General features: G+C 35.7%; 24 protein-coding genes. 2 read left to right on the top strand and 22 right to left on the bottom strand.

The annotated features are described in order from the left end of the window. Positions 1 to 10 precede the first annotated feature (10 nt). The 4 genes from HMPREF1135_RS01545 to HMPREF1135_RS01530 form a co-directional block, all read right to left on the bottom strand. A complete protein-coding gene (locus HMPREF1135_RS01545) occupies positions 11 to 1,861 on the bottom strand; it encodes a beta-carotene 15,15'-monooxygenase (protein WP_007591258.1) in 1,851 nt (616 codons plus the stop codon). 8 nt (positions 1,862 to 1,869) lie between these two features. Next, positions 1,870 to 2,664 carry a glycosyltransferase family A protein gene (locus tag HMPREF1135_RS01540; RefSeq protein WP_007591256.1) on the bottom strand — a complete coding sequence of 265 codons (795 nt, stop codon included), beginning with the start codon at positions 2,662 to 2,664 and terminating at the stop codon, positions 1,870 to 1,872. Between the two features lie 137 nt (positions 2,665 to 2,801). Continuing rightward, on the bottom strand, positions 2,802 to 4,469 hold the full coding sequence (locus tag HMPREF1135_RS01535) for a DUF5722 domain-containing protein (protein ID WP_007591254.1): 1,668 nt from the start codon (positions 4,467 to 4,469) through the stop codon (positions 2,802 to 2,804). A 102-nt stretch (positions 4,470 to 4,571) separates the two neighbouring features. After that, positions 4,572 to 6,254 carry a DUF2142 domain-containing protein gene (locus HMPREF1135_RS01530; RefSeq protein ID WP_007591251.1) on the bottom strand — a complete coding sequence of 561 codons (1,683 nt, stop codon included), beginning with the start codon at positions 6,252 to 6,254 and terminating at the stop codon, positions 4,572 to 4,574. 77 nt (positions 6,255 to 6,331) lie between these two features. Here HMPREF1135_RS01530 and HMPREF1135_RS01525 point away from each other — a divergent pair, with 77 nt between their 5' ends. Then, the gene (locus HMPREF1135_RS01525) at positions 6,332 to 6,895 is read left to right on the top strand and encodes a hypothetical protein (protein ID WP_007591250.1); all 564 of its coding nucleotides are present in this window, start codon (positions 6,332 to 6,334) and stop codon (positions 6,893 to 6,895) included. Between the two features lie 22 nt (positions 6,896 to 6,917). On the opposite strand, the gene HMPREF1135_RS01520 is transcribed toward HMPREF1135_RS01525, so the two are convergent. The 7 genes from HMPREF1135_RS01520 to HMPREF1135_RS01495 all read right to left on the bottom strand — a co-directional run bounded on the left by HMPREF1135_RS01520 (position 6,918) and on the right by HMPREF1135_RS01495 (position 12,711). After that, positions 6,918 to 8,264 (bottom strand): citrate synthase, encoded by a 1,347-nt coding sequence (locus tag HMPREF1135_RS01520; RefSeq protein WP_007591248.1) that lies wholly within the window; start codon positions 8,262 to 8,264, stop codon positions 6,918 to 6,920. 1 nt (position 8,265) lies between these two features. Next, the gene (locus HMPREF1135_RS01515; protein WP_007591245.1) at positions 8,266 to 8,898 is read right to left on the bottom strand and encodes an AAA family ATPase; all 633 of its coding nucleotides are present in this window, start codon (positions 8,896 to 8,898) and stop codon (positions 8,266 to 8,268) included. A gap of 22 nt (positions 8,899 to 8,920) precedes the next feature. Further along, positions 8,921 to 9,718: an ABC transporter ATP-binding protein gene (locus tag HMPREF1135_RS01510; RefSeq protein WP_007591243.1), complete on the bottom strand. Its 798-nt coding sequence runs from the start codon at positions 9,716 to 9,718 to the stop codon at positions 8,921 to 8,923. Between the two features lies 1 nt (position 9,719). Then, a complete protein-coding gene (locus HMPREF1135_RS01505) occupies positions 9,720 to 10,571 on the bottom strand; it encodes an ABC transporter permease (RefSeq protein ID WP_442852201.1) in 852 nt (283 codons plus the stop codon). Beyond that, a complete protein-coding gene (locus HMPREF1135_RS14520; RefSeq protein WP_432706863.1) occupies positions 10,543 to 10,626 on the bottom strand; it encodes a hypothetical protein in 84 nt (27 codons plus the stop codon). Before HMPREF1135_RS14520 ends, HMPREF1135_RS01505 begins: the two co-directional genes overlap by 29 nt. A 140-nt stretch (positions 10,627 to 10,766) precedes the next feature. After that, positions 10,767 to 11,756 carry an ABC transporter substrate-binding protein gene (locus HMPREF1135_RS01500; RefSeq protein ID WP_007591239.1) on the bottom strand — a complete coding sequence of 330 codons (990 nt, stop codon included), beginning with the start codon at positions 11,754 to 11,756 and terminating at the stop codon, positions 10,767 to 10,769. A gap of 88 nt (positions 11,757 to 11,844) precedes the next feature. Next, the gene (locus HMPREF1135_RS01495) at positions 11,845 to 12,711 is read right to left on the bottom strand and encodes a patatin-like phospholipase family protein (RefSeq protein WP_007591237.1); all 867 of its coding nucleotides are present in this window, start codon (positions 12,709 to 12,711) and stop codon (positions 11,845 to 11,847) included. 132 nt (positions 12,712 to 12,843) lie between these two features. On the opposite strand from HMPREF1135_RS01495, the gene HMPREF1135_RS01490 reads away from it, so the two are divergent. Continuing rightward, positions 12,844 to 13,362: a COG2426 family protein gene (locus HMPREF1135_RS01490; RefSeq protein WP_007591235.1), complete on the top strand. Its 519-nt coding sequence runs from the start codon at positions 12,844 to 12,846 to the stop codon at positions 13,360 to 13,362. 45 nt (positions 13,363 to 13,407) lie between these two features. Here HMPREF1135_RS01490 and HMPREF1135_RS01485 read toward each other — a convergent pair whose 3' ends face one another. The 11 genes from HMPREF1135_RS01485 to coaD form a co-directional block, all read right to left on the bottom strand. Continuing rightward, a complete protein-coding gene (locus tag HMPREF1135_RS01485) occupies positions 13,408 to 15,012 on the bottom strand; it encodes a potassium/proton antiporter (protein WP_034243283.1) in 1,605 nt (534 codons plus the stop codon). Between the two features lie 2 nt (positions 15,013 to 15,014). Beyond that, positions 15,015 to 15,380, bottom strand: coding sequence for a phosphoribosyl-AMP cyclohydrolase (locus HMPREF1135_RS01480; protein ID WP_007591231.1), 366 nt, complete (start codon positions 15,378 to 15,380; stop codon positions 15,015 to 15,017). Positions 15,381 to 15,417: 37 nt separating this feature from the next. Further along, on the bottom strand, positions 15,418 to 15,951 hold the full coding sequence (locus HMPREF1135_RS01475) for a Holliday junction resolvase RecU (protein WP_007591230.1): 534 nt from the start codon (positions 15,949 to 15,951) through the stop codon (positions 15,418 to 15,420). Beyond that, positions 15,923 to 16,945: an RluA family pseudouridine synthase gene (locus HMPREF1135_RS01470; RefSeq protein WP_007591229.1), complete on the bottom strand. Its 1,023-nt coding sequence runs from the start codon at positions 16,943 to 16,945 to the stop codon at positions 15,923 to 15,925. Before HMPREF1135_RS01470 ends, HMPREF1135_RS01475 begins: the two co-directional genes overlap by 29 nt. Beyond that, the gene (locus HMPREF1135_RS01465) at positions 16,945 to 17,484 is read right to left on the bottom strand and encodes a hypothetical protein (RefSeq protein ID WP_007591228.1); all 540 of its coding nucleotides are present in this window, start codon (positions 17,482 to 17,484) and stop codon (positions 16,945 to 16,947) included. Before HMPREF1135_RS01465 ends, HMPREF1135_RS01470 begins: the two co-directional genes overlap by 1 nt. Beyond that, positions 17,481 to 18,125 (bottom strand): HAD family hydrolase, encoded by a 645-nt coding sequence (locus HMPREF1135_RS01460; RefSeq protein WP_007591227.1) that lies wholly within the window; start codon positions 18,123 to 18,125, stop codon positions 17,481 to 17,483. Before HMPREF1135_RS01460 ends, HMPREF1135_RS01465 begins: the two co-directional genes overlap by 4 nt. Next, positions 18,122 to 21,280: a DEAD/DEAH box helicase gene (locus HMPREF1135_RS01455; RefSeq protein ID WP_007591224.1), complete on the bottom strand. Its 3,159-nt coding sequence runs from the start codon at positions 21,278 to 21,280 to the stop codon at positions 18,122 to 18,124. The genes HMPREF1135_RS01460 and HMPREF1135_RS01455 overlap by 4 nt, the downstream gene beginning before the upstream one ends. Beyond that, entirely contained in the window at positions 21,277 to 21,978 is a 702-nt protein-coding gene (locus HMPREF1135_RS01450; RefSeq protein ID WP_007591222.1) for a pseudouridine synthase, read from the bottom strand. The genes HMPREF1135_RS01455 and HMPREF1135_RS01450 overlap by 4 nt, the downstream gene beginning before the upstream one ends. After that, complete coding sequence (locus HMPREF1135_RS01445) at positions 21,978 to 23,384, bottom strand: RsmB/NOP family class I SAM-dependent RNA methyltransferase (protein ID WP_007591221.1); 1,407 nt, start codon at positions 23,382 to 23,384, stop codon at positions 21,978 to 21,980. The genes HMPREF1135_RS01450 and HMPREF1135_RS01445 overlap by 1 nt, the downstream gene beginning before the upstream one ends. 66 nt (positions 23,385 to 23,450) lie before the next feature. Then, positions 23,451 to 24,116 (bottom strand): hypothetical protein, encoded by a 666-nt coding sequence (locus HMPREF1135_RS01440; protein ID WP_007591218.1) that lies wholly within the window; start codon positions 24,114 to 24,116, stop codon positions 23,451 to 23,453. After that, positions 24,109 to 24,612, bottom strand: a complete 504-nt coding sequence (gene coaD, locus HMPREF1135_RS01435) for a pantetheine-phosphate adenylyltransferase (RefSeq protein ID WP_007591215.1) — start codon at positions 24,610 to 24,612, stop codon at positions 24,109 to 24,111. The genes HMPREF1135_RS01440 and coaD overlap by 8 nt, the downstream gene beginning before the upstream one ends. Positions 24,613 to 24,614: the final 2 nt, after the last annotated feature.

Below are 24,614 nucleotides of genomic sequence, written 5' to 3'. Positions count from 1 at the left end.
CACACACTCTCTAATCTATTTTTATATTTAAAATATAACTCAATCTGTCTTCACCTCTTTGTTCCGAAGCATCAGGCAGGTAAAAATTGCTCTTCAAATGTATATCCGTCAATGAATTCGGAGCGGTATCTATTTCATACTGTGTTATATTTGATATAAGATACAATGTCTCCTTTTCTCCGTTGACTTCTATTTCTATTTCTTCATCTCCGTCAAGCTCACCCGGATACATTATCTCAAAGTGAATCTCACCGTTTTCTCCTGACATCACATTAAGTTTAGCTTCTTCGTCGGTCCAACCGTCCGAATAATGCCCGTATACATTTTCAATCTTTATATTCTTTAGAAAATCCGTTACATCCTGATATGAATTATTTTTCAAATCTTCGGATAAAACTATCATATCATCATCGATCTGACCTATGGATCTGTAGCTTTCAATAAAGGTAACGATATCTTCTCTGATATTTTGATCATAGGCTCTGAAAAACTCAAGTGAATCAAATTTACTGAGTTTAAAATCATTTTTTATTATAAAAATTCTTTTATCGCTTAAGTCCTTACCATACTTATAATATGTTTCATCTGCCAGCGAATTTGCTCTGTTTTGACCTATGAAGATATATATATTATCATAATACCCTCTGTAATATATATCTGCCGCTATCATGCAAAATGTCCATACGAAAAGTAACACTACCGCAGTAAATGATACATGGAAAAGCTTTCCCAGTGAGGCTTTTATCTTTTTACTTTTCAACCTCTTTACTATGATACTTTTATCCACACCGTAAATATATGAGAACAATAAAAGCATAAATAAATACGGTGCATATACCCATCTCATCTCCACTCTTATAGTAACGGCGGATGACACCATACTTCCTATTATAAATCCTGTAAAAAGTAAAATATTTTTTATCCACGACAGTTCAATTTTTTTTCTGTATACAGCTATCGAATAAATAAATTTTATTATAAAAGCAAATGCAGCCAATATTCCTATTATTATAACAAGCTTTAGCGCCGTATTTACATTATGAAAATTTATTCCGTTAAGATGTTCAGGTCCCGTATTGATACCCAAGAGATATAAAATTTCAATTCTCATTGACAGGAAAAAGTCCGCAAGATTAAATGTCTCACTGACTTTTGAACCTCCCGTACCCTCAGGTACAAACGACTTCAGTGCAAAAAGTCTTATAAGTGTTATCATTGCAAATAATGCTATAGATATTAAGGCATTTAAAATTTTTCTTCTTTTCCCGACAATTGCCGCAAATATAAGCATCGGCAAAAGAACCATAAATCTTTCATGTGTAAAGCAATTTAAAAAATAAAATCCGCATGCATAATAAAAGTGAATATTTTTTCCGTTATTGATGTATAGATATAAAAAATATAACATCAGGAGTGCAAATACCAAAGCCATGGCCTCCATCACACCCAAAAACTGCCCTATATTATAATATGAAAATCTGGATATCAAAAACATTGAAGCCGGTATAAATGCCAAACCTCTTGACTTTGCCATACTTTTTGCAAAAAAGTAAACTCCTATTGATATAATTGCAGCTATAATTATATTTATAGGTACTATAAGTGAAATATTGTTTTTTAAAATACCCTGATATATCCATGCAACTATCCAGTATACCGGTCTGAATTTTCTGGTTTGTTCAGGAAATACATATTTAAAAAATCCCACTCCTCTTCTGGTTGACCACATAAAGAGGTCATCCTGATAGAGTCCTCTTATACTCATTCCTGCATTTATCACAAATGCAATACCTATAAGAAGTATTGAAAGCATAACATCCTTCAGATACTCATACTTTTCCTCAATTTTAATAATTGCCATAAATCCTCCTAAAAGTAAGCATTGTATGAACTTTGATATATTTTCTTATAAATATCCGCAACCGGCTTCGGCAGTAAAGTATCAAACATTATACTTTCCTCCATCTGCCTTGAATTATCTATTATGCTTTTTTTAGTTGTAGCCTCGTCATGTATTCTATAGCAAATACCCGGTCTTTCAGACAGTACAATTCTTCCTTCAAGTTTAGAGAGCTTAAGAAGGCACTCCCAGTCAAGTGCAAATTTAAGCTCCGATATAAATAAATCCTTTGGACAAAGTCTCTTATCATATGCACAGCTTGGTGCAATTATAGGATTACCGAATGTGATTGCAAGTCTTTTTACAAAAGATATATTATTTAAAGCATTTACTCTAAGTGGTAATCTGAGTATTTTTTTTACAATTTCCACCTTGCCGAATTGCTTTATCCTGCCGTTTTTTAATGTAATAGATGATGTTGTAAAAAGAGTCATATCAGGATATCTTTTCTTATACTTAAGCAAATCTTTTGTATAGTTTTTTAAATAAATATCATCCTGATGTGCAATGGTTACAAGCTCGGTTTGTGCCGTATTATAGGCAAACTGCCAGTCAAATCCGATATTTGATACATTCTCAGGCTTCTTCTTATCATTTACAAACACTTCAATATTATATTTTTTTGCTATGTTATATATATAATCGTTCGGTGTGGATGTGGCAATCTTTATATCCGATTTTACAATCTGTGCCTTTAAAGATTTTATACAGCTTTCTAAATATGGTGATTCTTTATATGCGCAAATAACAAATGTATGTTTCATAACTTCCCCGTCTTTGCTACTTTCTTTTTATAATGTCCTTTATTATACCATGAAAAGACAGCCATTGCATTATGTAGGGACATTTAAAAAATCCATGAAAAAGATTTTGCTTCTTCATGGATTTAAATTAAAAGAAATTATCTTCTGTTTTCCTGTGCCGCCCATCTGAAGTTCGGTACCAATTCCTGCCACTTACTTATACCTAAGATGCTCTTTGCAAAATCGGTATTGTCAAGAGTGTACTTTGACTTGTCAATATATCTGTATACTGTCCAAAGTTTTCTCTTTGATATAGCCTGAATTTCATCTCCTACATTCATGCTGCAGGTCCAAAGTCCGAATGAAAGTCCCTGTCTTACCTCAAGCGGTGCATCCACCTGACGGCTTAAGATATATGCCTCTATATACGGGTTTGAATCTACAAGATAGTATGAGTATGCAAATGCCGCAGCCTGCTCATTTTCAAGATTTCCTCTTGTAGGATTTGTAGCTGTAAATCCTTCCTCTGTAAGCATAATATGTCTTACGGAACCGTCATGCTTTTTAAGTGCATCCTGTGCAAAATAATCTGTAAGCTTATTTAAGTTTGCAAAGTTTATTACAGGAGAATCAAAGCTGTCCTTTATCCATCCTGTCTTTTGGGCATCATCCCAGAATTCCGGATCTGTCATAGGTGCAGGATATGGGTGATATGCAAGTCCCCAATCAATATCTCCATGCTCAAGCACAAGAGAATTGAAATTGTCTACTATCTGCTTTCCACCGTATTTATTCTTATTGTTTATCTCATTATTCCAGTTATAATCAAGTGAATAGAATACTCTGTCTGTAGAAGAAGTTGACTTGATTGCATTATAGAAAATTCTGAATGCCTTCTCATATTTTCCAGTATAACTTCTTACATCCATATCACCGATATAATTCCACTGCTGGTTGTTGATCTCATTTCCTATAATCCAGTTGGATACCTTACCGTGTGCGGTATTTTTTCCGTTGTATCTTTCCGCAAGGAATGATGCTATAGCCTCAGTGGTCTCAGTACCCTCTTTTGAAGACGCATTGAACATATAGTAGAATATGCTGTCTCTTCTCGGCATATTCGGATACATAAGCTCAGGATGAGCCTCATTATAACCGTTCAAAATAATAGCTGTAACAGTCATATCTTTTCCCGAGAAAGCACTTATTGTCTTATCATAGCTTTCTATAAGCGCCTTATTGAAATGATATGTCTTGCCGTTATAATTGTAATCTATACCGCTTCCTAAAATCTGGTTGAAAGCAATATTTGTAGATGCATGCTTTACACCGAGGTTAAATGCATCATCAAGCATCTTAAGCTCTATCTGCAAACCTTTCTTTGATGCCTGTGCCTTGTACGCATCAGTATTTGCCGCAACCGCCTCAGGATTTGTAATATATTTAAGTGAACTTACCTGAACATATTTCGATCCGTCAAAAACAGCAACCGCATAACTGTTGTACAATCTGCTGTTTTCACTGCCTTTATTAAGCTGATATGATTTTGTAACATTACCTGCACTTACCTTTTCAAGATAGTCGGTTCTGTTTCCGATTCCTTCCTCATACGGCTGTAATTCAAAAAGATAAAAATTACCGTCGGTACCTGCCATATCACCCGAGTTATTCATAGTGATATCTACTGTAGACTTATTTTCTCCTATCACAACCGATTCAATATTTGATGTTGCACTAAGAGCATATGCATTACTATGTAATCCGAGTCCAAGCATTGTTACTATAGCTAATGCAGATGCAAGTTTTATTAAATTATTTCTCTTCATCTTGCCTCCTTCTTTATATATTATAACTTATTTGCAAAAAAGCTTTGTTAATTTTTTTTTACATTTTTGTTATATCGTAAGTAAGTCTGTTTGCCCTTTTTATTACAGTCTTATACATACTGTACTGAATATTTTCAGCAAAGATATGGCATTTATAAGTATAAACAGGAATATAATATTTCTCTTGGTCTCATCCTTTATCACTATCTTATTATTCCTGCATATCATAAGCAGAGGCAATAGTACCGGAATAAAATATCTTCCGCTCACACCTTCTATAAATTCGGAACTTATCGGAGTCCATGCAATAAGCATTGATAAAAGCACCAAAAATACGACAAAAAATATACTGATACCTGTAAGCACTCTCTCTTTTACCTGCAGCTGCTTTTCTTTTGCTTCCCCGAAAACAGAAAATGTCATGCCTATATTAAGTACTAAAAATCCTATATACGGAATACCTACCACATCATCCGCATGTCCGAGATATGCTCCGAACATTGTTTTATGGTAATATTCAAGTTGCAAAAGCAATGTATTATAAAACAGCTTTACGGCCTTTAATTTGTTGTGCAATAAATAACCTATGGTGTAGCTCTCCTCACCTGCCCAATCAAGGCTTGAAGTAGTACTTGTGGAATATCCCACAACTGTAGCTCTGTTTACCAGATACATTGCAAATACCCATGACAATAGCACAACTACCGCAGATGCAAGAAAAAAAGCTATATTTTCTTTTTTTATCTTGCCGTCCACCTTACCTCTGAACTTAAACTTATACAACGGTATACTGAAAAGCAGTAAAAGCATAGGGAAGTAAACCATTTTACATGGTAAAACAAGTCCTGCAATAAGGGAAACTATGACCAGATCCTTTATATCAAAGTCCTTTTTTTCATGTGCAAGATAAAACACATAGGACACAAAAAAAATCATGCTTGAAATCATAACCGCATCATAGGAATATGAAGCCGCCAGTTCAATTGTGGTAGGAAGAAGGCTGACTAAAAAAATAAATTCTTTAAATCTTGGCAGGAAATATATTCCGAGAGTTCCCAATAATATAAATAAAATCAGATTTGCCGTTCTTCCAAACAGTACAAGATAAATGCTGTTAAGCCCCATTATTCGGGCTACAGTGATACCTGTTGCAGGTAAAAAATATACACTCGGTATGGTATTTACAGGCGCGTGTAGCGACTGTGCCTTTTCATAATCTTTGCCGCCAAAACTGATATAATTATCAGTGCCGCGAATATTCCCCTCTCCATAAAAAACCTTGTAAGATGTTTCTTCAAGTTTGCTCGAAATAATTTTCCCATGACTTCCCTCCTCCGGTATTAAAACATTCTCCTCTTCACTCTTCATTTTATCAAAAGTGTACTCTCCGTCCACATCTTCCAGCCAAAGATCCCCGGCCCTGATTATCACATGACCGTCTTTAACGGTTGCCTGCTTTCCAAGCATCTTATTTGATATTTTATAAGCCGATATAAAATGTGCTATTTCATCAGGTGCAGACATGGCAGGAAAAACATACATATATCCAAGTCCGAATATAAGCATTACAATCGGATATATCTTAACTATACTGAATTTTGTTATATTCAAATATATTCCCGATACGAGTAACAGCAAAAGAGCTGCCACAGATAATATAATATAGCTCTTACTTAAAAAGTAATCACTTGTATGTGATACTCCCAAGTTTACATATAAGCTTTGAATATAAGCAATCACAATAAATCCTGCTATGCAACCAAATAAACAGATGACTTTTTTCATAAACTCTCCAAATAATGCTTGTACTTTTTATAAATAGATATTACACTGTAATTACTACTATTGTAAAGGAGGTTATTATGGCAGGTTTAAAAAAGTTAATGTTTTGGGCAACTGTTGCAGGTGCTGCGGCAGCCGGAGTGTCATATATACTGAAGTATAAAGAATATCAAAGAGAATTGGAGGGTGAATTCAAAGATTTTGAAGACGAACTTTCAGATTATAAAACAGAAGATGCTACCGCAAACAGAAAGTATACGGCATTAAAGTCTACTACAGATGAATTCGTTACGGCGGCAAAGGACACCGCAAACAGTGCAAAGGGCATGGCAAATGCGGCTAAGGAAATGTTAAAGGATGTGGCAAACATTATTACAGATAATGTTTCTGCTGCCGGTGATGTGGCAAAGGACAATGCAAAGCCTTTGTTTGAAAAAGCTAAATCAAGCGTTGAACCTGTAGTTGACAAGGCTAAAAAGCAGCTTGATAAATTCGGAAAAGATGCCAAAAAATCCGATATAGTTGAAAACGACCTTGATTCCGATGTGGAAGTTGAATTCTATGAGATGGACTCCGACGAGGACAAAAAAGACCTGGCACAAAAGATTGATGATATTTTAGAGAGCAGTAAAGATAATAAATAAAAAGAGGCCTATGGCCTCTTTTTTATCTGTCCTTAAAAGGTGTATATTCTTTTAATTCACCCACATACTTTGTTGCAGGTCTCATTATTCTACCGTCATAAAGCTTGTTTTCCACATTATGAGCTACCCAGCCTATATTTCTTGATATAACAAATAAAGGTGTATAAAGATCTTCAGGAATACCGAGCATGTTGTATGCAAATCCTGAGTAAAGGTCTACATTTGAAGAAATAGTTGTTCCCTTTCTCTCAAATACCACCTTCTTTACAGTCTTTTCAAACTCCTCATAGAAATGATACTCGTCCAGTCTGTCCTTATCTTTTGCTACCGTCTCACAGTACTCTCTTAAAAGCTCCGCTCTCGGATCTGTGATAGTATATACCGCATGTCCGAATCCATATACAAGTCCGCTGCAATCAAAGAAGTCTTTATCAAGCAGTCTGTTTACGATATTTCTTATCTTCTTCTCGTCTGTGGTTATACCTATTTCATCCTTTATAGCCTTCATCATCTGTACAACGGAAATATTTGCACCGCCATGCTTAGGTCCTTTTAACGATCCTATTGATGCCGCTATAGTTGAATAGATATCCGTACCTGTGGATGAAACCACTACATTGGTAAATGTAGAATTGTTACCGCCGCCATGGTCTGCATGAAGAATAAGTATTGTATCAAGAAGAGCCGCCTCATTCTTTGAAAACTTCTGATCTACTCTTAGCATCTGCAATATGTTCTCAGCCATTGAAAGCTTCTCATCAGGATAATGTATTATCAAACTGTCATTATAAAAATAATGTCTCTTTGCCTGATATGCATAGCACATAATTACAGGAAGTGATGCGGATATTCTAATACCTTTTACAAGAGTGGAATATACGTCCACATTGTCAGGTTCTTCATCATAGTTGTATAGAGTAAGTACAGCATTTTGAAGCACATTCATCAAATTTTTTCCGGGATTTCTAAGAAGTACACTCTCAAAAAAGTTGCTTGGCAGTGTATACATACTTCTGAATACCTTTGAGAAATTGTCAAGTTCCACTTTATTTGGTAAAAATCCGAATAAAAGCAAGAACATTACTTCCTCATATCCTCTTGTGGACTTTGCACTTCCGTCTACAAGATCGTTTAGGCTGTAACCTCTGTAGTATAACTTGCCGTCTACATTGGTTTTTACACCGTCTATTATATCATAGCCCACTACATCGGATACTTTTGTAAGACCTACTCTTACTCCTGTACCGTCTTCATTTCTGAGACCTTTTTTTACATTGAATTCACTGAAAAGCCCGTTCTTTATTTCATTATAATTTTGGCTCTTACCGAATTCCTGTGCCAAAAAGCTGTCAATATAATTATCCTTCATTCTATAACTTACCTCTGATTTTCAAGTATTCCAGTATCAAATCCACACCCTGTTCAAGTGTAATCTTTGATGTATTAAGCGGAAGATCGTAATGTGTCATATCATCCCATTCTTCGCCTGTATAATACTTGTAATACTCTTTCCTTATTCTATTGTTTCTTTGCACTCTTCTGAGCGCTTCCTTGGCATCAACTCCGTCAACTTCCATTACTCTGTCAACTTTCTTTGACAAATCGGCATATACAAAAAGTGAAATAAAATCATCTTCTCCTGCCGAACTGAGTACAAAATCCGCACATCTACCTATAAGTATGCAGGATTCGCTTGCTACCAACTCTCTTATAACTTCGCTTTCAAATCTGAAAAGATTGTCGGGTGAAACGATATCGTCTCCTATGGACGGCTTATTATTTGCATTCTTTATTCCGCCTATTATTCTTTGTAAAATATTATGCCCCGGTTTCTCATCATTCATTCTGAAATATTGTTCTGCTACAGCTGAATGTTCTGACGCCATTTTTATAATTTCATCATCATAATACGGTATTCCAAGCTTCTCTGAAAGCTGCTGTCCTATTATTCTTCCACCGCTTCCATATTCTCTGTTTATGGTGATAATAAGTTTCTTATCCATAGTCCCCTCCTATTTGAATTCACTAATTGGCCAACATCATTCTGTCATTGGCAAACTCACCGCCGCTTGCCTCTTCAAATTTTCTTAAAAGGTCTTCAACCTTAAGTTTCTTCTTTTCCTCACCGCTTACATCATAGATCACTCTGCCCGAATGCATCATTATAAGTCTGTTACCTATATTAAGGGCATCCTTCATATTATGAGTTACCATCATTGCGGTAAGATTTTGCTCGGCCACAATCTGCTCTGTAAGATCAAGAACCGTCTTTGCAGTCTGCGGATCAAGCGCCGCCGTATGCTCATCAAGCAGTAATAGCTTAGGCTTTTTTAGTGTTGCCATCAAAAGTGTCAGCGCCTGTCTTTGTCCTCCCGATAAGAGTCCTACCTTTGATGTCATTCTGCTTTGAAGTCCAAGTCCGAGTTTTGCAAGTATTTCCTTGTAAAGCTCTTTTTCGCTCTTTTTAATTCCCCAGGATAAACCTCTTTTTTCTCCTCTTCTGAAAGCAAGTGCAAGGTTTTCATCTATCTGCATTCCTGCACTGGTTCCCATCATAGGATCCTGAAAAACTCTTCCAATATACTTCGCTCTCTTATGCTCAGGCATTCTTGATATATCAACACCGTCTATTATAATCTGACCGCCGTCAATGGGATATACACCTGCGATCATATTGAGCATAGTTGACTTACCTGCACCGTTTCCTCCGATTATTGTTACAAAGTCTCCCGGATTCAACTTGAGTGATAATTTATTCAAAGCTTTCTTTTCGTTTATTGTACCTATATTGAAGGTTTTACTGACATTTATAATCTCTAACATCTTATTCTCCCTTCGGTGAATAGGCTCTTTTAGCCCTTATTTTTGCACTCATTACAGGTACGGCAAGCGCAAGTGCCACTATAATGGCAGAAAGCATTTTCATATCGTTTGCATCCATTCCAAGCTGTAATACAATTCCTCTGATTACAAAGTATACAACAGAACCCACAACAGCCGCAGAAAGCTTCATCCAGAAAGATATTACTTTTCCAAGTATTACTTCACCGATAACTATAGCTGCAAGTCCTATAACTATAGCTCCCGTTCCTGCATTGATATCGGCATACTTCTGGCTTTGTACTATAAGTCCTCCTGAAAGACCTATAAGTCCGTTACTTATCACCAAGGCAAGAAGCTTTGCATGACCTGTATTTACTCCGAGAGCTCTGATCATAGCTTCATTATTTCCGGTTGCTCTGAGCGCTGAACCGAGCTCCGTACCGAAGAACCAGTATAGTATCATTATAATAAGTACAATAATAATTCCGCCGAGAATAACTCCGGCTACGGCGTTACTCATACCTGTAGCGTCTGTAAGCCATGAGAATATGGTATTTGTCTTTAAGAGCGGTATATTACTCTTTCCCATTACTCTAAGATTTATAGACCAAAGAGAAATCTGAGTAAGTATACCTGCAAGAATAGCCGGTATTTCAAATATTGTGTGCAATGCTCCCGTGATAAATCCTGCAATCATTCCCGCAAAAGTTGCAAAAAGAAGTGCAAGTAAAGGATTCATGTTGAAGTTTACAATCATAACCGCACATACACATCCGCCAAAAGCAAAACTTCCGTCTGCTGTCAAATCCGCTATATCCAGCAGTTTATAGGTAATATATACCCCAAGCACCATTGCTCCCCAAAGTATTCCCTGAGCAACGGCACCTAACAGTGCTGTAAACATTTATACCTCCAAAAAATTATATTTCCATTTAGGCTTTCATTATTTTATATTATATCACAAATTACTGCAATGTTAATTTACATATGAAAAACCTGTATAAAATTAACAAAACCGGCATATACCGGTCTTATTAATCTTTATATCTCAGTTCATTGAAATATTTGATGTATCTATTCCAAGTTCCTTTGCAACCTCTTCATTTATTGTAAGTTTGCATTTATCCTTTGATAAATAAGCTATCGGAATATCTGCAGGTGACTTTCCGTTTAAGATTTCAACAGCCTGCTCTCCTGCAAGCTTTCCAACTTCGAAGTAATCAATACCGTATGTTGCCAAGGCACCGTTTTCCACATGTGCGGACTCCGCTCCGATTATAGGAATCTTATGCTCTGTAGTGGCAATCATAGCAACCGTTGTCATACCTGCCGCAATAACATTATCGGTAGGTACATATATGGCATCCACCTTACCTACCATTGACTCAACCACTGTCTGAATCTCATTTGAACTTGAAACTGTGTATTCAACTCCTGTAAGCCCCTTCTCTTTAAGAGCGTCCATAGCCATTTGCGCCTGCAACTTTGAGTTTGCCTCGGCTGTACAATAGAGTATACCTACATTCTTTGCTTCAGGTAAAAGTTTTGTCAAAAGCTCAATCTGATCCGCTACCGGTGTAAGATCCGAACTTCCTGTAACATTTCCTCCCGGTGCGTCATTGCTCTCCACAAGGCCTGAAGCTGCAGGATCCGTTACTGCCGTTATAACTACCGGAATATCTGAAGTTGCTCCTGCTACCGCCTGTGCCGCCGGTGTAGCTATTGCAAGAATCAAATCCTTCTTATCATTTACAAGCTTGTTTGCAATAGTCTGTGCCGCAGACTGCTCACCGCCTGCATTTTGCTGCTCGATATCTACCTCAATACCTGCTTCTTCAAGTGCGGCTACAAAACCTTCATTTGCTTTATCAAGTGCAGGATGCTGTACATACTGCAAAACTCCGATTTTTTTAGCATCGGCGCTTACTTCCGATGAAGAATCAGCCTTACCGTTTGTATTATCCACTTTTGATCCGCATGCCATAAGGCTTGCTCCAAGGAGCATTGCCATTGCTATTGTCAAAATATTTTTTTTCATAAACTTCCCTTCCGTATAAATAAAACTTATTATGCAAGGGATTATACTATATCTGTTTTATTACGTCAATACCTTAAGGCTTTAAACATCAAAACTTTAAAGCAATAAAGTTCTTTATATTCTCAATATTTTTTAATCCCTCTTCATAGCCTTCATTATACAGCTTTTCAAGTTTTACACTGCTGTGCTCAAGCCTTTGTACAGTCACCTTATTCTGCGGTCTGATAATTAAAAGCTTACCCTCTTTAGCCAGCCCTTCCATTTCTTCCTGCATCCTGTTGTATCTTTCCGGTACAGTCATCAATTTTTCAACCAAATTAGGAAGCGGCTTAAAATATCTTCTATAGATGCTTTCATTTATCTTATTTACCGGCTTTTTCCTGTATCCCTCTTCTCTTGTAAGTACTACTATTGCTTTTGAATATCCGACATAAAATGCTCTTTTATATGCAATGGAGGTTGATATACCTCCGTCAAGATATTTCCTGCCTTCCACATCTATCATCTTTGACATTACAGGCATGGATGCAGACGCTTTTACTGCCGATATAATATCGCTGCAATTATTCTTATCAAAAAACTTGCTTTCTCCGGTTATTACATCTGTAGCTACAACTTCATATTTTTTCGTTTTATCATTAAATGATTCCCAATCAAAAATATCGTATTTATTTGAAATATCATCAAATAAGAAATCGAAGTTAAATATCTGTCTGGATTTAAACATGTTTTTATAACTTATATATCTCTTATCATGCAGGTATTTTAAATTGATTCTCTTTGATCTGCCCCTTTGTCTTGAAATATAGTTCATTCCGTTCATCGAGCCTGCAGAAACTCCGTTCACATATTCAATATATACTTCATTATCAAGCAAAGCATCCAAAACACCAGCTGTAAACAACCCTCTTAAAGATCCGCCTTCCAGACACATTGCCCCTTTTAATAATTCCATCTTTCTACCTCCATATCTTAATATATTAGCACCTTGATTGTAATTACTCAATCTGTTACAATCTAACTTATTCTGATTTTGGTAGAATATAACAATGATTATATAAAAATATGTTAAAACGGAAGGTAGTTTATGGCAGAAAAATTAGCAAAATCACTTATAGGAATGATGGGAGGACTGCTCTCTCTCAGCTTCGGAAAGCAATTGATAGTATTTATTATATCAATGCTCCCTATTTTGGAACTCAGAGGAGGTCTTATAGCGGCTTCTCTTCTAAAGCTTTCACCTGTTGAAAGTTATGTTATAGCAATTGTAGGTAATGCTATACCGATTCCTTTTTTACTGCTTTTGATTAACAAGATCTTAAGTGCTATGGAAAAGTCTAAATTTAAGCTTTTTAATAAAATGCACTCATTCCTACATAAAAAGATTATGAAAAACAAAGACTCCATAGAAAAATACGGATTCTGGGGACTTGTAATCTTTGTAGGTATACCTCTTCCGGGTACAGGTGCCTGGACAGGTGCGATAATAGCCGCCTTCCTTGAGATGGACAGAAAGAAAGCCTTCCTTGCAATCTGCTTAGGTATGCTTATGGCAAGTATTATAATGATGATTATATCATTCGGAGTAATATCAAATGTTGTATAAAAATAAGGGACTGTTAACCGTTTTTTCTACGATTAACAGTCCCTTTTATTGTATAGGTCCGTTGTTTAAAACCAGAGTATCTCCCTCATAAAGAGTTGTCTCACCGTTTGGAATAATAAAATCATCCCCTCTTATAATAAGCATTACAAGTGCATCAAGTTCCCCTGAAAGCTCTGACAGTGTGGTACCTTTTGAGAGTAATTTCTTGGTTAAAACAAGCTCGGTCATAATATAATATTCTTCAAAGTCAATAGACTTTGCAGCAAGAACTATAGTATCACCGCAGCAAAGCACAGTTTGTCCGTTTGGAACTATATCCTCACCCTCTCGTTTAATTAAAACTATCAATGTATCAGGCGGCAGATTTATATCACTGATACTTTTACCGCACCAGTTTTGATTTTCACTCACCGTAAGCTGAATAAATTCTATAGGTATCTCATCTCCACTGTAATCCGAAAAGGTTTTCATTACATCATAGCCTTCATCAATCATATCAATTTTCTTAGATATAAACGGAAGCAGGCTTCCCTGTACCAGTATTGAAAATAATACTATAAAAAATACATTGTTGAATATATCATAGTTTGCATCGGTATTTAATAATGCTGTAATTGCAAAAACGATGGACGAAGCGCCTCTAAATCCCGACCATGAAACAAGAAATATCTGATTCCATGTTGCCTTAAAAGGTTTCATAATTATTGTAATAACAAGAGGTCTTACAACAAATGTTATAAAGCATGCCAGAGCAAATCCTGTACCTGCAACAAATAAAAGTCTTGACGGATAGGCTAAAAGCCCAAGCAGGAAAAATATCAGTATTTGCATAATACCTGTTATACCGTCAAAGAAAGGTACCAACTCTTTCTTTCCTCTGATATCCGAATTTCCAAGTATAATACCTGTGATATACACACTCAAATATCCGTTTCCGCCGACCACTGTCGGCAATGAATATGAAAGCAGTGCAACCGCAATTACAAGCACCATATTAAATCCGGGTGTATTTATAATAAATCTGTTTATCAAATATTTGAAGATAAAAGCGATTAAAACACCTGATAATGCTCCCACAAAAAGCTGTAAAAACAGCATGTAAAAAACACTGCCGACTGTAATACTTCCCGATATCATAGTCACTGCAATCATTGTAAGCATATATGCAAAAGGATCGTTACTTCCGCTCTCCACTTCCAAAATAGATGCGGTATTATATTTAAGATTCAAATGTCTATCTCTTAATATGGAAAATACACTTGCCGCATCCGTTGAAGAAATCACCGCACCTATAAGTACTGAGTTTATCCATGAAAATTTCAGAACCAGGTATGCAAACATTGCCACAAACATTGAAGTAAGCACTACTCCGATGCTTGACAAAAGTCCGGCCTTTAAAAGTACAGGCTTTGCCTCCTTTATATTTGTTCCGAATCCTCCGTAAAACATGATAAAAATAAGCGCGAATGAACATATGGTTTCCGCCCGTTTGAAATCATCAAATCTGATTTTAAATATACCCTCAGATCCGAATACCATTCCCAGCAAAATAAATGCTAAAAGTACGGGTACACCTATTTTACTTGTTATAAGATTCAGTACTATACAAAGTAAAATAATAACTGATACAATCAGCAAAATATGATTCATCATTATATTTCCTCTATCTCATTTGCAAAGCAGCTTTTTTTGCTGTCGTCACATGCCGGACCCATAGGATAAACTTTTATTAAAAGCGCATTCTTTTCTCCGTTTAAAAACAGTTCCCTGACATATTGATAATTTCCGTATTTTTTTCCCTTTACTATAGACCTCTTATGAGATTTTGAGTAATAAGTCAAAAGTCCTGTGGCAAGTGTTCTCTCCCATGCATCTTCGTCCATATATGTATACATAAGTACAGTATGATCTATATAATCCTGTACTATCACCGGAAGCAGACCTTCACTGTTTAATTCTAAATCTTTCCACTCAAAGTTTGTTTTTCCGTTATAAATTCTTGCATCTATTTGTTTCATTTATGTCTCCTTTATATCCAACTTTTTCAATCCTCTTTTAAGATTCCTTACTGAGATATAAGCTAAGGCTCTCTAAATAATGCACTATAATATCACCCTTTTTAGGTATCAAATACTCCTCATTAAGCTCTTCATACTTAAAACTTTTTTTACCGCCTTCATTCATCCTTTCAAAAAAAACTTTAAGATCCTTTAGCGGTAAATATATTATCTTATCAAGTGATTTAAAAAATATAATAAGAAAAGCTATACCTCCTTGCTTTTCAAACTCCTCCATGAACTTAAACTGATGCTCATGTACATTGGCGAGTGAAAAGCTTGTACTTGCACATTCTTTTGCATCAAAACATACAGGTATTCCCTGAACAACTCCTATATAATCAACTGTGGACTTTTTCTCAAAATAAGCCAAAGTGATATGCCTTGAAGCTTTGTCAATATCAATCGGAGTAATCGGAGTGGGAATCTTTTGAATAAGTGCAAGTCCGCTTTCTCTGTACTTTTCATTGGAGTAGTTGATATACTCTTCCAAAGCGGATCCCCTAAGGCCTCTTGTTTTCCAAGTACCCATCTCCTATCACCTTTCTGAAATCATTATTATATGAAGCCTCAAAGCACTTTCCCTTTAAAGCTTTAAATGTATCCGTATCTGAAATATCACTGTTAGGATATACAAGTCTGAATGAATGTAAAAGCTGAGACTTTATACCGTACTCCTTTTTAAACTTTTCATTCACAGACTTCTCTCCGTATTTGAAATCCCCTATTATAGGATGTGATATTGAGGATAAATGCGCTCTTATCTGATGAGTTTTTCCTGTTATAAGCTTTACCAAAAGCAGTGTAGCATCTTTAAAATAATCAAGTACCTCGTATTCTGTCTGTATAAAATCCGCACCTTCAAAGGACTTATTTTTGACGGTAACTTTATTGGTCTTTTCATCCTTATAAAGCCAGGCATTAATACTTCCCGTTTTTTTCACTCTGCCTTTTACCAAAGCCAGATAAAATTTGCTCACAGCCTTTGTTTTTATAAGTTCATTATTTACTCTCAGGCCTTCCAGAGTCTTTCCGCAAACCATAAGTCCTGAAGTGTTTCTGTCCAGTCTGTTACATATGGAAGGCTTGAATGTATTTAACGCCTTAGAATCAAATTCAAGATATTCAAGTAAAAGATCGTTTACCGATATATCATTTTCATTTGATTTCTGTGATAAAAGACCTGCAGGTTTATTTATTATAACAGTATTTTCATCCTCATATACTATATATGATTCAAAAGCTTCTATACTTTTTTTATCAGCTTTGGGCTTCCCCTCTATATCTTTTATATTTATCGCCTTTTTCCCTGATAATTTTTCAAAACTTTCATCTGAAAACCAAAGCTTGATACTTGCCCCCGGCTCAAGCCTTTCCTTACCGTCAGCTTTTTTATCATTTAAAGTAATATTCTTTTTTCTAAGCATCTTGAAAATAAATCCTGTATTTGCATTTACAAATATTTTTTCCAAAACCCTGTCAAGCCTTTGTCCGCTTTCGTTTTTTCCTACAATTATTTCAATCATTATACTGAAAGGCTTTTAAAGATAGCCCTTATCTCATCTAAATTTTTGTCATTTACATCTTTACTTTGAACAAACTTTTTCATTTCACTAAAGCTGTCACAAATCTTCACACTGACCTTGATACCGCCTATTTTCATCCTTTCTTTGATAAATTCCTCGGTTTTTGACTTATCCGCCTTATTGGAAAGAATACCGAAGATTCTTTCTTCATTGATATATATTATATCAAGAGGCATTACCTGCTCCTTCATTGTAAGGATTATATCAAATAAAAAATGCTTATCATCAAGGTATTCCTTTATCTTCTCATATTCAAAAGATTTGTACTTAAATACCACCAAAAAAGGTGACAAAAGATTTGCCATAGGAAGCACCGTAAGTATGGATGAAACCAGCAGTATCCTTGAAATATCGGCATTTTTTGTAAGCTTTGAAGATATAAAAAGCAAAAGTATAATAAAAACAAAAAATCCTATAATTATTCCGTTTTTTATTTTAAAGTACTTTCTGTACCCGTACTCGCCTTTTTTCTTTGTCATAGCAATTCCCTGTAGTCGTCTATATAATAATCCGCCAGTTCCTTTTTTCTTTCTCTGACATCTTTTGAGAAATCATCCTCTATTGCACAAACCTTCATTCCTGCGGCTTTTCCGGCTACAACACCTGCTACCACATCTTCAAATACAAGACATTTTTCAGGGTTAACTCCAAGAAGTTCTGCCGTTCTTAAATACACATCAGGTGCGGGCTTTCCCTTCTTCACCTCATCAGATGTGGTGATAACCTCAAAATAATCCTTCATATTTAAAGAATTAAGTACAGCATCCACCATGTTTTTGTTATTGCTGGTTGCAATTCCCATTTTGATTCCTCTTGACTTTAAATGTTCCAAAAAGCATGTGCATCCCGGCTTTTCTTTCACTTCATACTTATATTTATCCAGCGCCATATCTTCCCAGTCCTGACAGATCTTTTCCACACTGTCTTTTATACCGAACTTCTTTTTAAAATAAACCGCCGTTTCATGAAAGCTTACTCCGTCTATTTCATTTTTTAAATTGTCATCGTATTCAAATCCGAATCTTTCCAAATACTCGGCGTCAATATCAGGCCACATCCACATGGAGTCTACCAAAGTACCGTCCAGATCGAATATACATGCATCTATATCTTTTATCATAAACTACCTAAATCTGTATTCTCATCTATAAGCTCGGGATATTCCTTACTGTAAGCCGTTATAACCTTATTTATCTTGCTTATCACTTCACTTCCCAAACTCATATAAAGTTTTTTATCTCCTACTATATAAAATTCCTTCTTTGCTCTTGTAGCCGCCACATTCATCATATTGGCCTCACTTACCGCCCAGCTTGCGGCACCCTTACTGTTTGTATCCGCTCCAAGCACCATAAATACTATAGGAGCTTCCTTTCCCTGGAAGGTATGAATAGTTCCGATATTTGTGACTTTTCCGTTTTCTCTTCTTGTAAAACCTATCTCATACAGCTTTCTTGCCAGTCTGTAAGCAACATTTTTGAAAGGTGATATTATATAAATAGTGTCACTCTCGTTTTTATCCAATATTTCAGGATTTGACTTTGCCATATCCTGTATCTTTTTTAGAAGAAATTCTCCCTGTTCTTCAACATACTTATCTACAGCTTTACCGCTTATATCATACCATCCGGTCTTTCCATAGCCTTCATTGCCCTGTACCATAAGGTTTTGATAAGAAATCTCATTTGATATGGTAAACATAGGATATTTGCAGCGCCTGTGTACCCAAAGCGGAATACCTATCCATGAGTCCTCTTCCTTTTCTCCTTTTGTGTAAAAACCGTATTGACTTGCTGCATCCACCAAGGTCTGTACTGAAGCGGACTCCGACAAGTACTTTTCGCTGACATTATAGCTTTTTGAAAGCAGTGCAAGCAGACCACCGTCCAAAGTAAGTACAGGCTTTATTTGGAAAGGATCTCCTACAACCATAATATTTTTGCTTCTGAATATCGCACCCACCGCAGCCTGAGGAAGAGCCTGTCCCGCCTCATCCACAAATGTATGTCCCAGAACATTCTCGTCAATATTTTTTAACATCCTTGAAAAACTGGCAAAAGTGGAACTGATAACAGGAATTGTAAGATTTATCCAATTCCAAGAGATATTTATCAGTCTCTTATTTTCCATATATTTACTTTGATTTCTCCATATGCTTACGGCAGCCTTAATATTTTTTCTGTTTTCATATAAAAACTGCTTTCTTACACCAAGAGCCGATACAAAAAGCTTTGATTGCTCCACTCTGTAGTTTTCATCAAACCACGGATTTGAAAGTTGAAGCTTTTCATATTCACTTCCAAAGTCAAGTCCCTTAGATATACTTGTATTATCAGTATTGAATTCTCTTATTATCTTAGAGTATTTTTCTTTTCTGTTATTTAAGTTTTGCTTCCAAGCTTCATACTGAGTATTCTCATTATCTGCCGCATTACTTTGCGTATCTATTGATTTTTTCAACTCATTTATTTTATTTTGAAGCTCATTTTCAAGTTTTCTGTAGGTCTCATCCTCATCAAATAATGCCTGTAACTTATTTTGCAAAGCATTTAATTCATTTGTAAAGCTCTTGTTTTTCTCGGAATTAAAGATAGATGAAAAAAATCCCGGTTTTTGACTCTGTTTGGCTTCAAAAAGCATTTTTTGATTTGAAATACTTCCTGCAAGTTCTTCTCTTTGTTTTTTAGTATGACTGAGTGAACTTGAAGCCTCATTAAGGCTTACAATTTTCTCCTTTACAGACTCTTCAGCTTGCTCCCTTAACACAGCAATCCTTTTTCTTCTCTCTTCATCCTCATTCAATAAAGTATTCTCGATTTTATTAAGTTCGGACTTTGCATTATAATAAGCGTCAAACTTATTTTGTAAGCTTTTTGCATCATTTCTAAGTCCCGATACTTTTTTATATTGAGTTTTAAATTTATTGTAAATTTCATCATCCGGCTCATACTCATTTTCAAGACAGTTTATTATACATTCAATCCTGTTGAGTATATTGGTCATATTGTCGGACTTGCCGCCTTCAAGAGAAAAGGAGCCCCAGAACTTTTCTTCACCTGTATCCTCAAGTATCAGTTCTTTTTTACTCTTTCCGTCTTCCTTTACCCAATTTTCTTTTACATTCTTGTTTGCAATCTCTTTAAAATAGTCTATGTTTTCAAGTTCAGGCAAAATATTCTCATCAATTCCCTCTTTTAGAGGCAGTTCATTTACAATATTTTGAACCGCACCGTTATTTGAACTTGCAACAACTATATTGTTTTTTGCAATACGCTCAGGAAGCTCGCCTATAGAAGCCTTATCAAAATATCTTGTCAGCTCATTTCCTTTCACATACTTTTCAGACAATCCGCATATGTCAAAAGCCTGCTTTACGATAAGCTGTGCGAATATATCTTTTAAGAGTGTAGTCTTACCCGTACCCGGAGGTCCGTTTACACTTCTCATTTGATTATTATCATACCCTATAGTAAGATTTACAGCCACCTGCTGCATAAATGAAAGCGCAAACTTTGTATTGCTTGGGAATCTTCCGAGAGGATAATTTTCAGGACTTAAAATCTTTTCAAACTCCGACTTATTAAACCCATAAGAATCTTTTTTGCTGTCCAAATTTTTCCTTCCGGCTGTTTTTCCATAAAGGTAATCATTCAGATTTTTATTATCAATTCTCTTAGCCTTTGTCAAATCGTCCACGAAAAAAGAATGAAGATTTGTGGCATCGGTTTCTATATTATTTAAAAGCTGTACACGACAATTCTTTAAATCGATTCCGTATTTATTCAAAACAGTTTCAACAGTCTTATCAAATTTTTCAGGATTATCTTCACAGTTTTCAAATCTTTGTTTCAGCTCATCTTTTAAATCCTCTTCAAACTTATGAAACTCCGACTCTGTAGGCACTTTTTTATAATATCTCATATATGCGCTTGCACTGAAAAATAAATTTTCATCAATATAGCGCAAAGTTTTATCAAAATACAGTGCCATACTGAATTTATCACCGTAATTTATATCGCCTTCAGGCTTTGCTATTCCATATGTTTTTCTTAAGAAATCAACCACCTCTCTAAAGGCAAATATATCCAAATAAAATACCAAACCTGAATTCTTGTATCTTCTGATATTCGCTTTTTCAATCAATGAATTAAAATAATCAAAGTATTTTTTATCTGTTAAATCATCAAGTCTCAGATTTTTTTTATCTCTAAGACTTATATCTCCCTCAGAGAGATGTTCAACCATGATCCATGCGTCTAAAATATTATTTTTCATCTCTTCAGCATCTCCATCTCAATATCCGTTATTTTTCTGCTTTCCCCTTTTTTCAGTTTCAAATCATCAAGTCTGAGTCCTCCGAAGGCAACCCTTTTTAAATAAGTCACCTCTCCTCCTAAAGCTTTTACCATTCTCTTTACCTGATGAAATTTACCCTCATGTATTGTAAGTATTATTTCATTAGAAGATATAATTTCAAGCTTTGCAGGTTTGGATACTTCACCTTCACCGATGTCCAGCCCGTTTTTTGTCATCTCCACGGCATTTTCATTTAGTCTACCTTCAAATATCGCATAATAAGTCTTATCCACATGCGATGAAGGTGATACAAGTCTGTGATTTAAATCCCCGTCATTTGTAAGTATCAAAATGCCCTCGGTATCCAAGTCCAGTCTTCCTACAGGTACAATATTTTTTCTCTTTGAATCTATCAGCTCCATAACTGTTTTATGTACATTATCTTTTGTGGCACATACATATCCTGCAGGCTTATAGAGGATAAATGTTTCAAACTCTTCTACTTCCACCTCTTTGCCTTCAAAGAATAATTTGTCTACTTCACTGTTTAGTTTTTCCTCGGGCTTTTTTACTATATTGTCATTTATCCTTATCTTACCGGCTTTTACATATTTTTTTATTTCCTGACGGCTTCCAAAACCGAGCTCTGAAAGGATCTTATCAACTCTGACAATCATTACATCCATCTCCAACCTTGATAATACTTATTTTTACAGCTCTTTTTATTCTGCTTTACAAATCCGAGTGAAAATCCGTCCACACATACAAGTCTGATTCCCATATACTCATCATCAGCCTCTATGGTTTCGCCCTTTAAATACTTTATTACTCTTTCATCCGTTGCACTTAAGTTTAAAGGATTTTCCCATTCATCAAATTTTATATTCATTGCCAATGCCTGAAAAGGCTCAAATCTGTTCTTTTTTATCTCACCCAGTAGCAAACCGGTTCTTATATAATGTAAACTCTTATCTATCAAAGCATCCTTTGGAAGATAGTATGCATAATCCTTATTTATAAAAATTCTCTCATAATCCCAGTCTCTTTTAATTTTTCCAAGAAACTCAAGTAACTCTTCCGGAAGCTTCGGTGATTTTCTTTTCTTTTTGTCTTTTGTTTTATTTTCATTTTTTTCAATGGCTCTATCATCTTTTTTAAGCCTTGCTACAAAATGTCCTTCTCCCTTTATCTTGTGTGGGAAAAGTCTTATTGTTCCCGGTAAAATTTTAGACTCTTCAAATCCGAAATCCGGCTTTATTTTATCTATTTTAAAGTCAGGATGATTTTCTAAAAATTCCGATAAGCTTCCCTCATCTTCCACTTTAGAATATGTACATGTGGAATATACCAAGGTTCCGCCGGGCTTTAACATCTTCGCGGCCTCGTTTAATATGCCTACCTGTAATCCTGTGAAAAACTCCGGACCCCTTCCAAGATATGCCCTAAAAACAGCACTGTCACGCCTGAACATACCCTCACCGGAACATGGTGCATCCACTATTATCTTATCAAAATATTCAATATACACCTTTGAAAGATTCTTCGGATCTTCATTTGTTATCAAAACATTGTCAATTCCGCTGACCTCAATATTTTTTTGAAGCGCTTTTACTCTGGAAGCCGAAAAATCATTTGATACCAATAAACCTTCACCTTGAAGATATGATGCTGCCTGAGTCGATTTTCCTCCCGGAGCGGCACAAAGATCAAGTACCTTATCTCCCGGTTTTATACCTGCCACCATTGCAGGTGTCATAGCTGAAGGCTCCTGTATATAATAAAGCCCTGCAAAATAATACGGATTTTTAGATATACTCTTTATTTTTTCAATATTACTTAAAGAAGGTGTTGTCAGTACTCCCTTTTCTTCTTCAAAGTAAAATCCCTCTTTGACCCACGGAATCTCTTTAAAATCTCTGTCAAGAATCTCCTTAAGTTTTTCCCCTGTAAGCTTTAATAAATTTGTTCTGATACCTACATATGGTTTCTCATCCAGAGATTTGATATAAGCATCATAATCACCTTCTAAAAGCTCCTTCATGGCATCTACATAGGACTTCGGTAAATCCTTTTCCTGTATCATATATACCTCAATCTAAATCAATCTTATTACGCAAAAAAGGGCTTGTTGCAAGCAACAGCCCCATAATTATTCCTGTGTATTCTGATCTGTCGGAACAATACTGGTTGCAAGTTCCTGTCTGTTCTTATCGATCTCTCCTGTATAAAACTGTAATGAACTCAAATATTGATTGAATCTGTTCTGACTCTCAATCATTGTCCCGGAGATTATTCCCTGAAGACTTTGAAGCAACTCATCGGTATAAGATATAGCCGCCTGTCTGACACTGTTGGCCTCATTTCTTGCATCATATACAATATTGTTGGCTTCCATTCTTGCATATTCCAATATTTTATCGGATTCCGCATATGCAGTCTGCATAATTTGATTTTCATTTACAAGTTGTGACTTTAACTTGTTTGCCTCGTTCATTATAGCATCAGACTCTTTTCTTGCGCTCAGAACAATTGCATCAGCCTTTCTCTTTGCCTCATCCTTTATGGAATTACTTTGAATATTTGCATCGAGTATAAGCTTCTCAGCTCTGTTTTTTGCATCTGTTAAAATGCTGTCCTTATTGCTGATAACTTTTTGTGACTGTGTGACCTCCTCAGGTATCTCCTGTCTCAACTCGTTCAATAAGGCTATAAATTCTTCTTTATTTACCTTTATTATTGAATTGGACAGTGCAACGGTTTTACACCTCTCCACAAACTCCTCTATCTCAGTTATCACCTGTTCAATTCTACTCATGATCTCTCCTCAAACCTTTTTCAATCAGTCTTTTCGTTACCATTTCTCTGATATGGTCTCTTACAAAATGACTGATATCTCCATTATATACCGCAATTTCCTTAACAATACTTGAACTCAGATATGAGTATTTCAAGCTTGAACTAAGAAAAACAGTTTCCAGATTCGGTGCAATTATTTTATTTGTCTGAGCCAATTGTAATTCATATTCAAAGTCTGTAATTACTCTAAGTCCTCTAACCAATATATTACAATTTTGCTCATGTGCAAAATCCACCAATAATCCTGCAAATTCTAAAACTTCCACATTAGGCAAATGTCCCACTACACTTTTTATCATGTTCACTCTTTCAGCAGGTGTGAAAAGAGGATCTTTGGTGTTATTGATAAGTACTCCTACAATAAGCTTGTCAAACATCTTTGATGCTCTTTCAATAATATCGATATGTCCGTTAGTAATAGGATCAAAACTTCCCGGATAAATAGCTTTAGCCATAG

Source organism: Lachnoanaerobaculum sp. OBRC5-5, from assembly GCF_000296385.1.
Classification (GTDB): Bacteria; Bacillota; Clostridia; order Lachnospirales; family Lachnospiraceae; genus Lachnoanaerobaculum.
This window is presented reverse-complemented; position numbering and strand designations above follow the sequence as displayed.

Bases quoted from the DNA above. Each gene is read 5' to 3' on its own strand.
- coaD (WP_007591215.1), bottom strand. From the start codon at position 24,612: ATGGCTAAAGCTATTTATCCGGGAAGTTTTGATCCTATTACTAACGGA.
- HMPREF1135_RS01500 (WP_007591239.1), bottom strand. From the start codon at position 11,756: ATGAAAAAAAATATTTTGACAATAGCAATGGCAATGCTCCTTGGAGCA.
- HMPREF1135_RS01515 (WP_007591245.1), bottom strand. From the start codon at position 8,898: ATGGATAAGAAACTTATTATCACCATAAACAGAGAATATGGAAGCGGT.
- HMPREF1135_RS01545 (WP_007591258.1), bottom strand. From the start codon at position 1,861: ATGGCAATTATTAAAATTGAGGAAAAGTATGAGTATCTGAAGGATGTT.
- HMPREF1135_RS01440 (WP_007591218.1), bottom strand. From the start codon at position 24,116: ATGAGTAGAATTGAACAGGTGATAACTGAGATAGAGGAGTTTGTGGAG.
- HMPREF1135_RS01540 (WP_007591256.1), bottom strand. From the start codon at position 2,664: ATGAAACATACATTTGTTATTTGCGCATATAAAGAATCACCATATTTA.
- HMPREF1135_RS01520 (WP_007591248.1), bottom strand. From the start codon at position 8,264: ATGAAGGATAATTATATTGACAGCTTTTTGGCACAGGAATTCGGTAAG.
- HMPREF1135_RS01490 (WP_007591235.1), top strand. From the start codon at position 12,844: ATGGCAGAAAAATTAGCAAAATCACTTATAGGAATGATGGGAGGACTG.
- HMPREF1135_RS01495 (WP_007591237.1), bottom strand. From the start codon at position 12,711: ATGGAATTATTAAAAGGGGCAATGTGTCTGGAAGGCGGATCTTTAAGA.
- HMPREF1135_RS01505 (WP_442852201.1), bottom strand. From the start codon at position 10,571: ATGGTGCTTGGGGTATATATTACCTATAAACTGCTGGATATAGCGGAT.
- HMPREF1135_RS01465 (WP_007591228.1), bottom strand. From the start codon at position 17,484: ATGACAAAGAAAAAAGGCGAGTACGGGTACAGAAAGTACTTTAAAATA.
- HMPREF1135_RS01530 (WP_007591251.1), bottom strand. From the start codon at position 6,254: ATGAAAAAAGTCATCTGTTTATTTGGTTGCATAGCAGGATTTATTGTG.
- HMPREF1135_RS01445 (WP_007591221.1), bottom strand. From the start codon at position 23,384: ATGATACAGGAAAAGGATTTACCGAAGTCCTATGTAGATGCCATGAAG.
- HMPREF1135_RS01480 (WP_007591231.1), bottom strand. From the start codon at position 15,380: ATGAAACAAATAGATGCAAGAATTTATAACGGAAAAACAAACTTTGAG.
- HMPREF1135_RS01510 (WP_007591243.1), bottom strand. From the start codon at position 9,718: ATGTTAGAGATTATAAATGTCAGTAAAACCTTCAATATAGGTACAATA.
- HMPREF1135_RS01450 (WP_007591222.1), bottom strand. From the start codon at position 21,978: ATGATTGTCAGAGTTGATAAGATCCTTTCAGAGCTCGGTTTTGGAAGC.
- HMPREF1135_RS01455 (WP_007591224.1), bottom strand. From the start codon at position 21,280: ATGAAAAATAATATTTTAGACGCATGGATCATGGTTGAACATCTCTCT.
- HMPREF1135_RS01525 (WP_007591250.1), top strand. From the start codon at position 6,332: ATGGCAGGTTTAAAAAAGTTAATGTTTTGGGCAACTGTTGCAGGTGCT.
- HMPREF1135_RS01460 (WP_007591227.1), bottom strand. From the start codon at position 18,125: ATGATAAAAGATATAGATGCATGTATATTCGATCTGGACGGTACTTTG.
- HMPREF1135_RS01485 (WP_034243283.1), bottom strand. From the start codon at position 15,012: ATGAATCATATTTTGCTGATTGTATCAGTTATTATTTTACTTTGTATA.
- HMPREF1135_RS01535 (WP_007591254.1), bottom strand. From the start codon at position 4,469: ATGAAGAGAAATAATTTAATAAAACTTGCATCTGCATTAGCTATAGTA.
- HMPREF1135_RS01470 (WP_007591229.1), bottom strand. From the start codon at position 16,945: ATGATTGAAATAATTGTAGGAAAAAACGAAAGCGGACAAAGGCTTGAC.
- HMPREF1135_RS01475 (WP_007591230.1), bottom strand. From the start codon at position 15,951: ATGGGTACTTGGAAAACAAGAGGCCTTAGGGGATCCGCTTTGGAAGAG.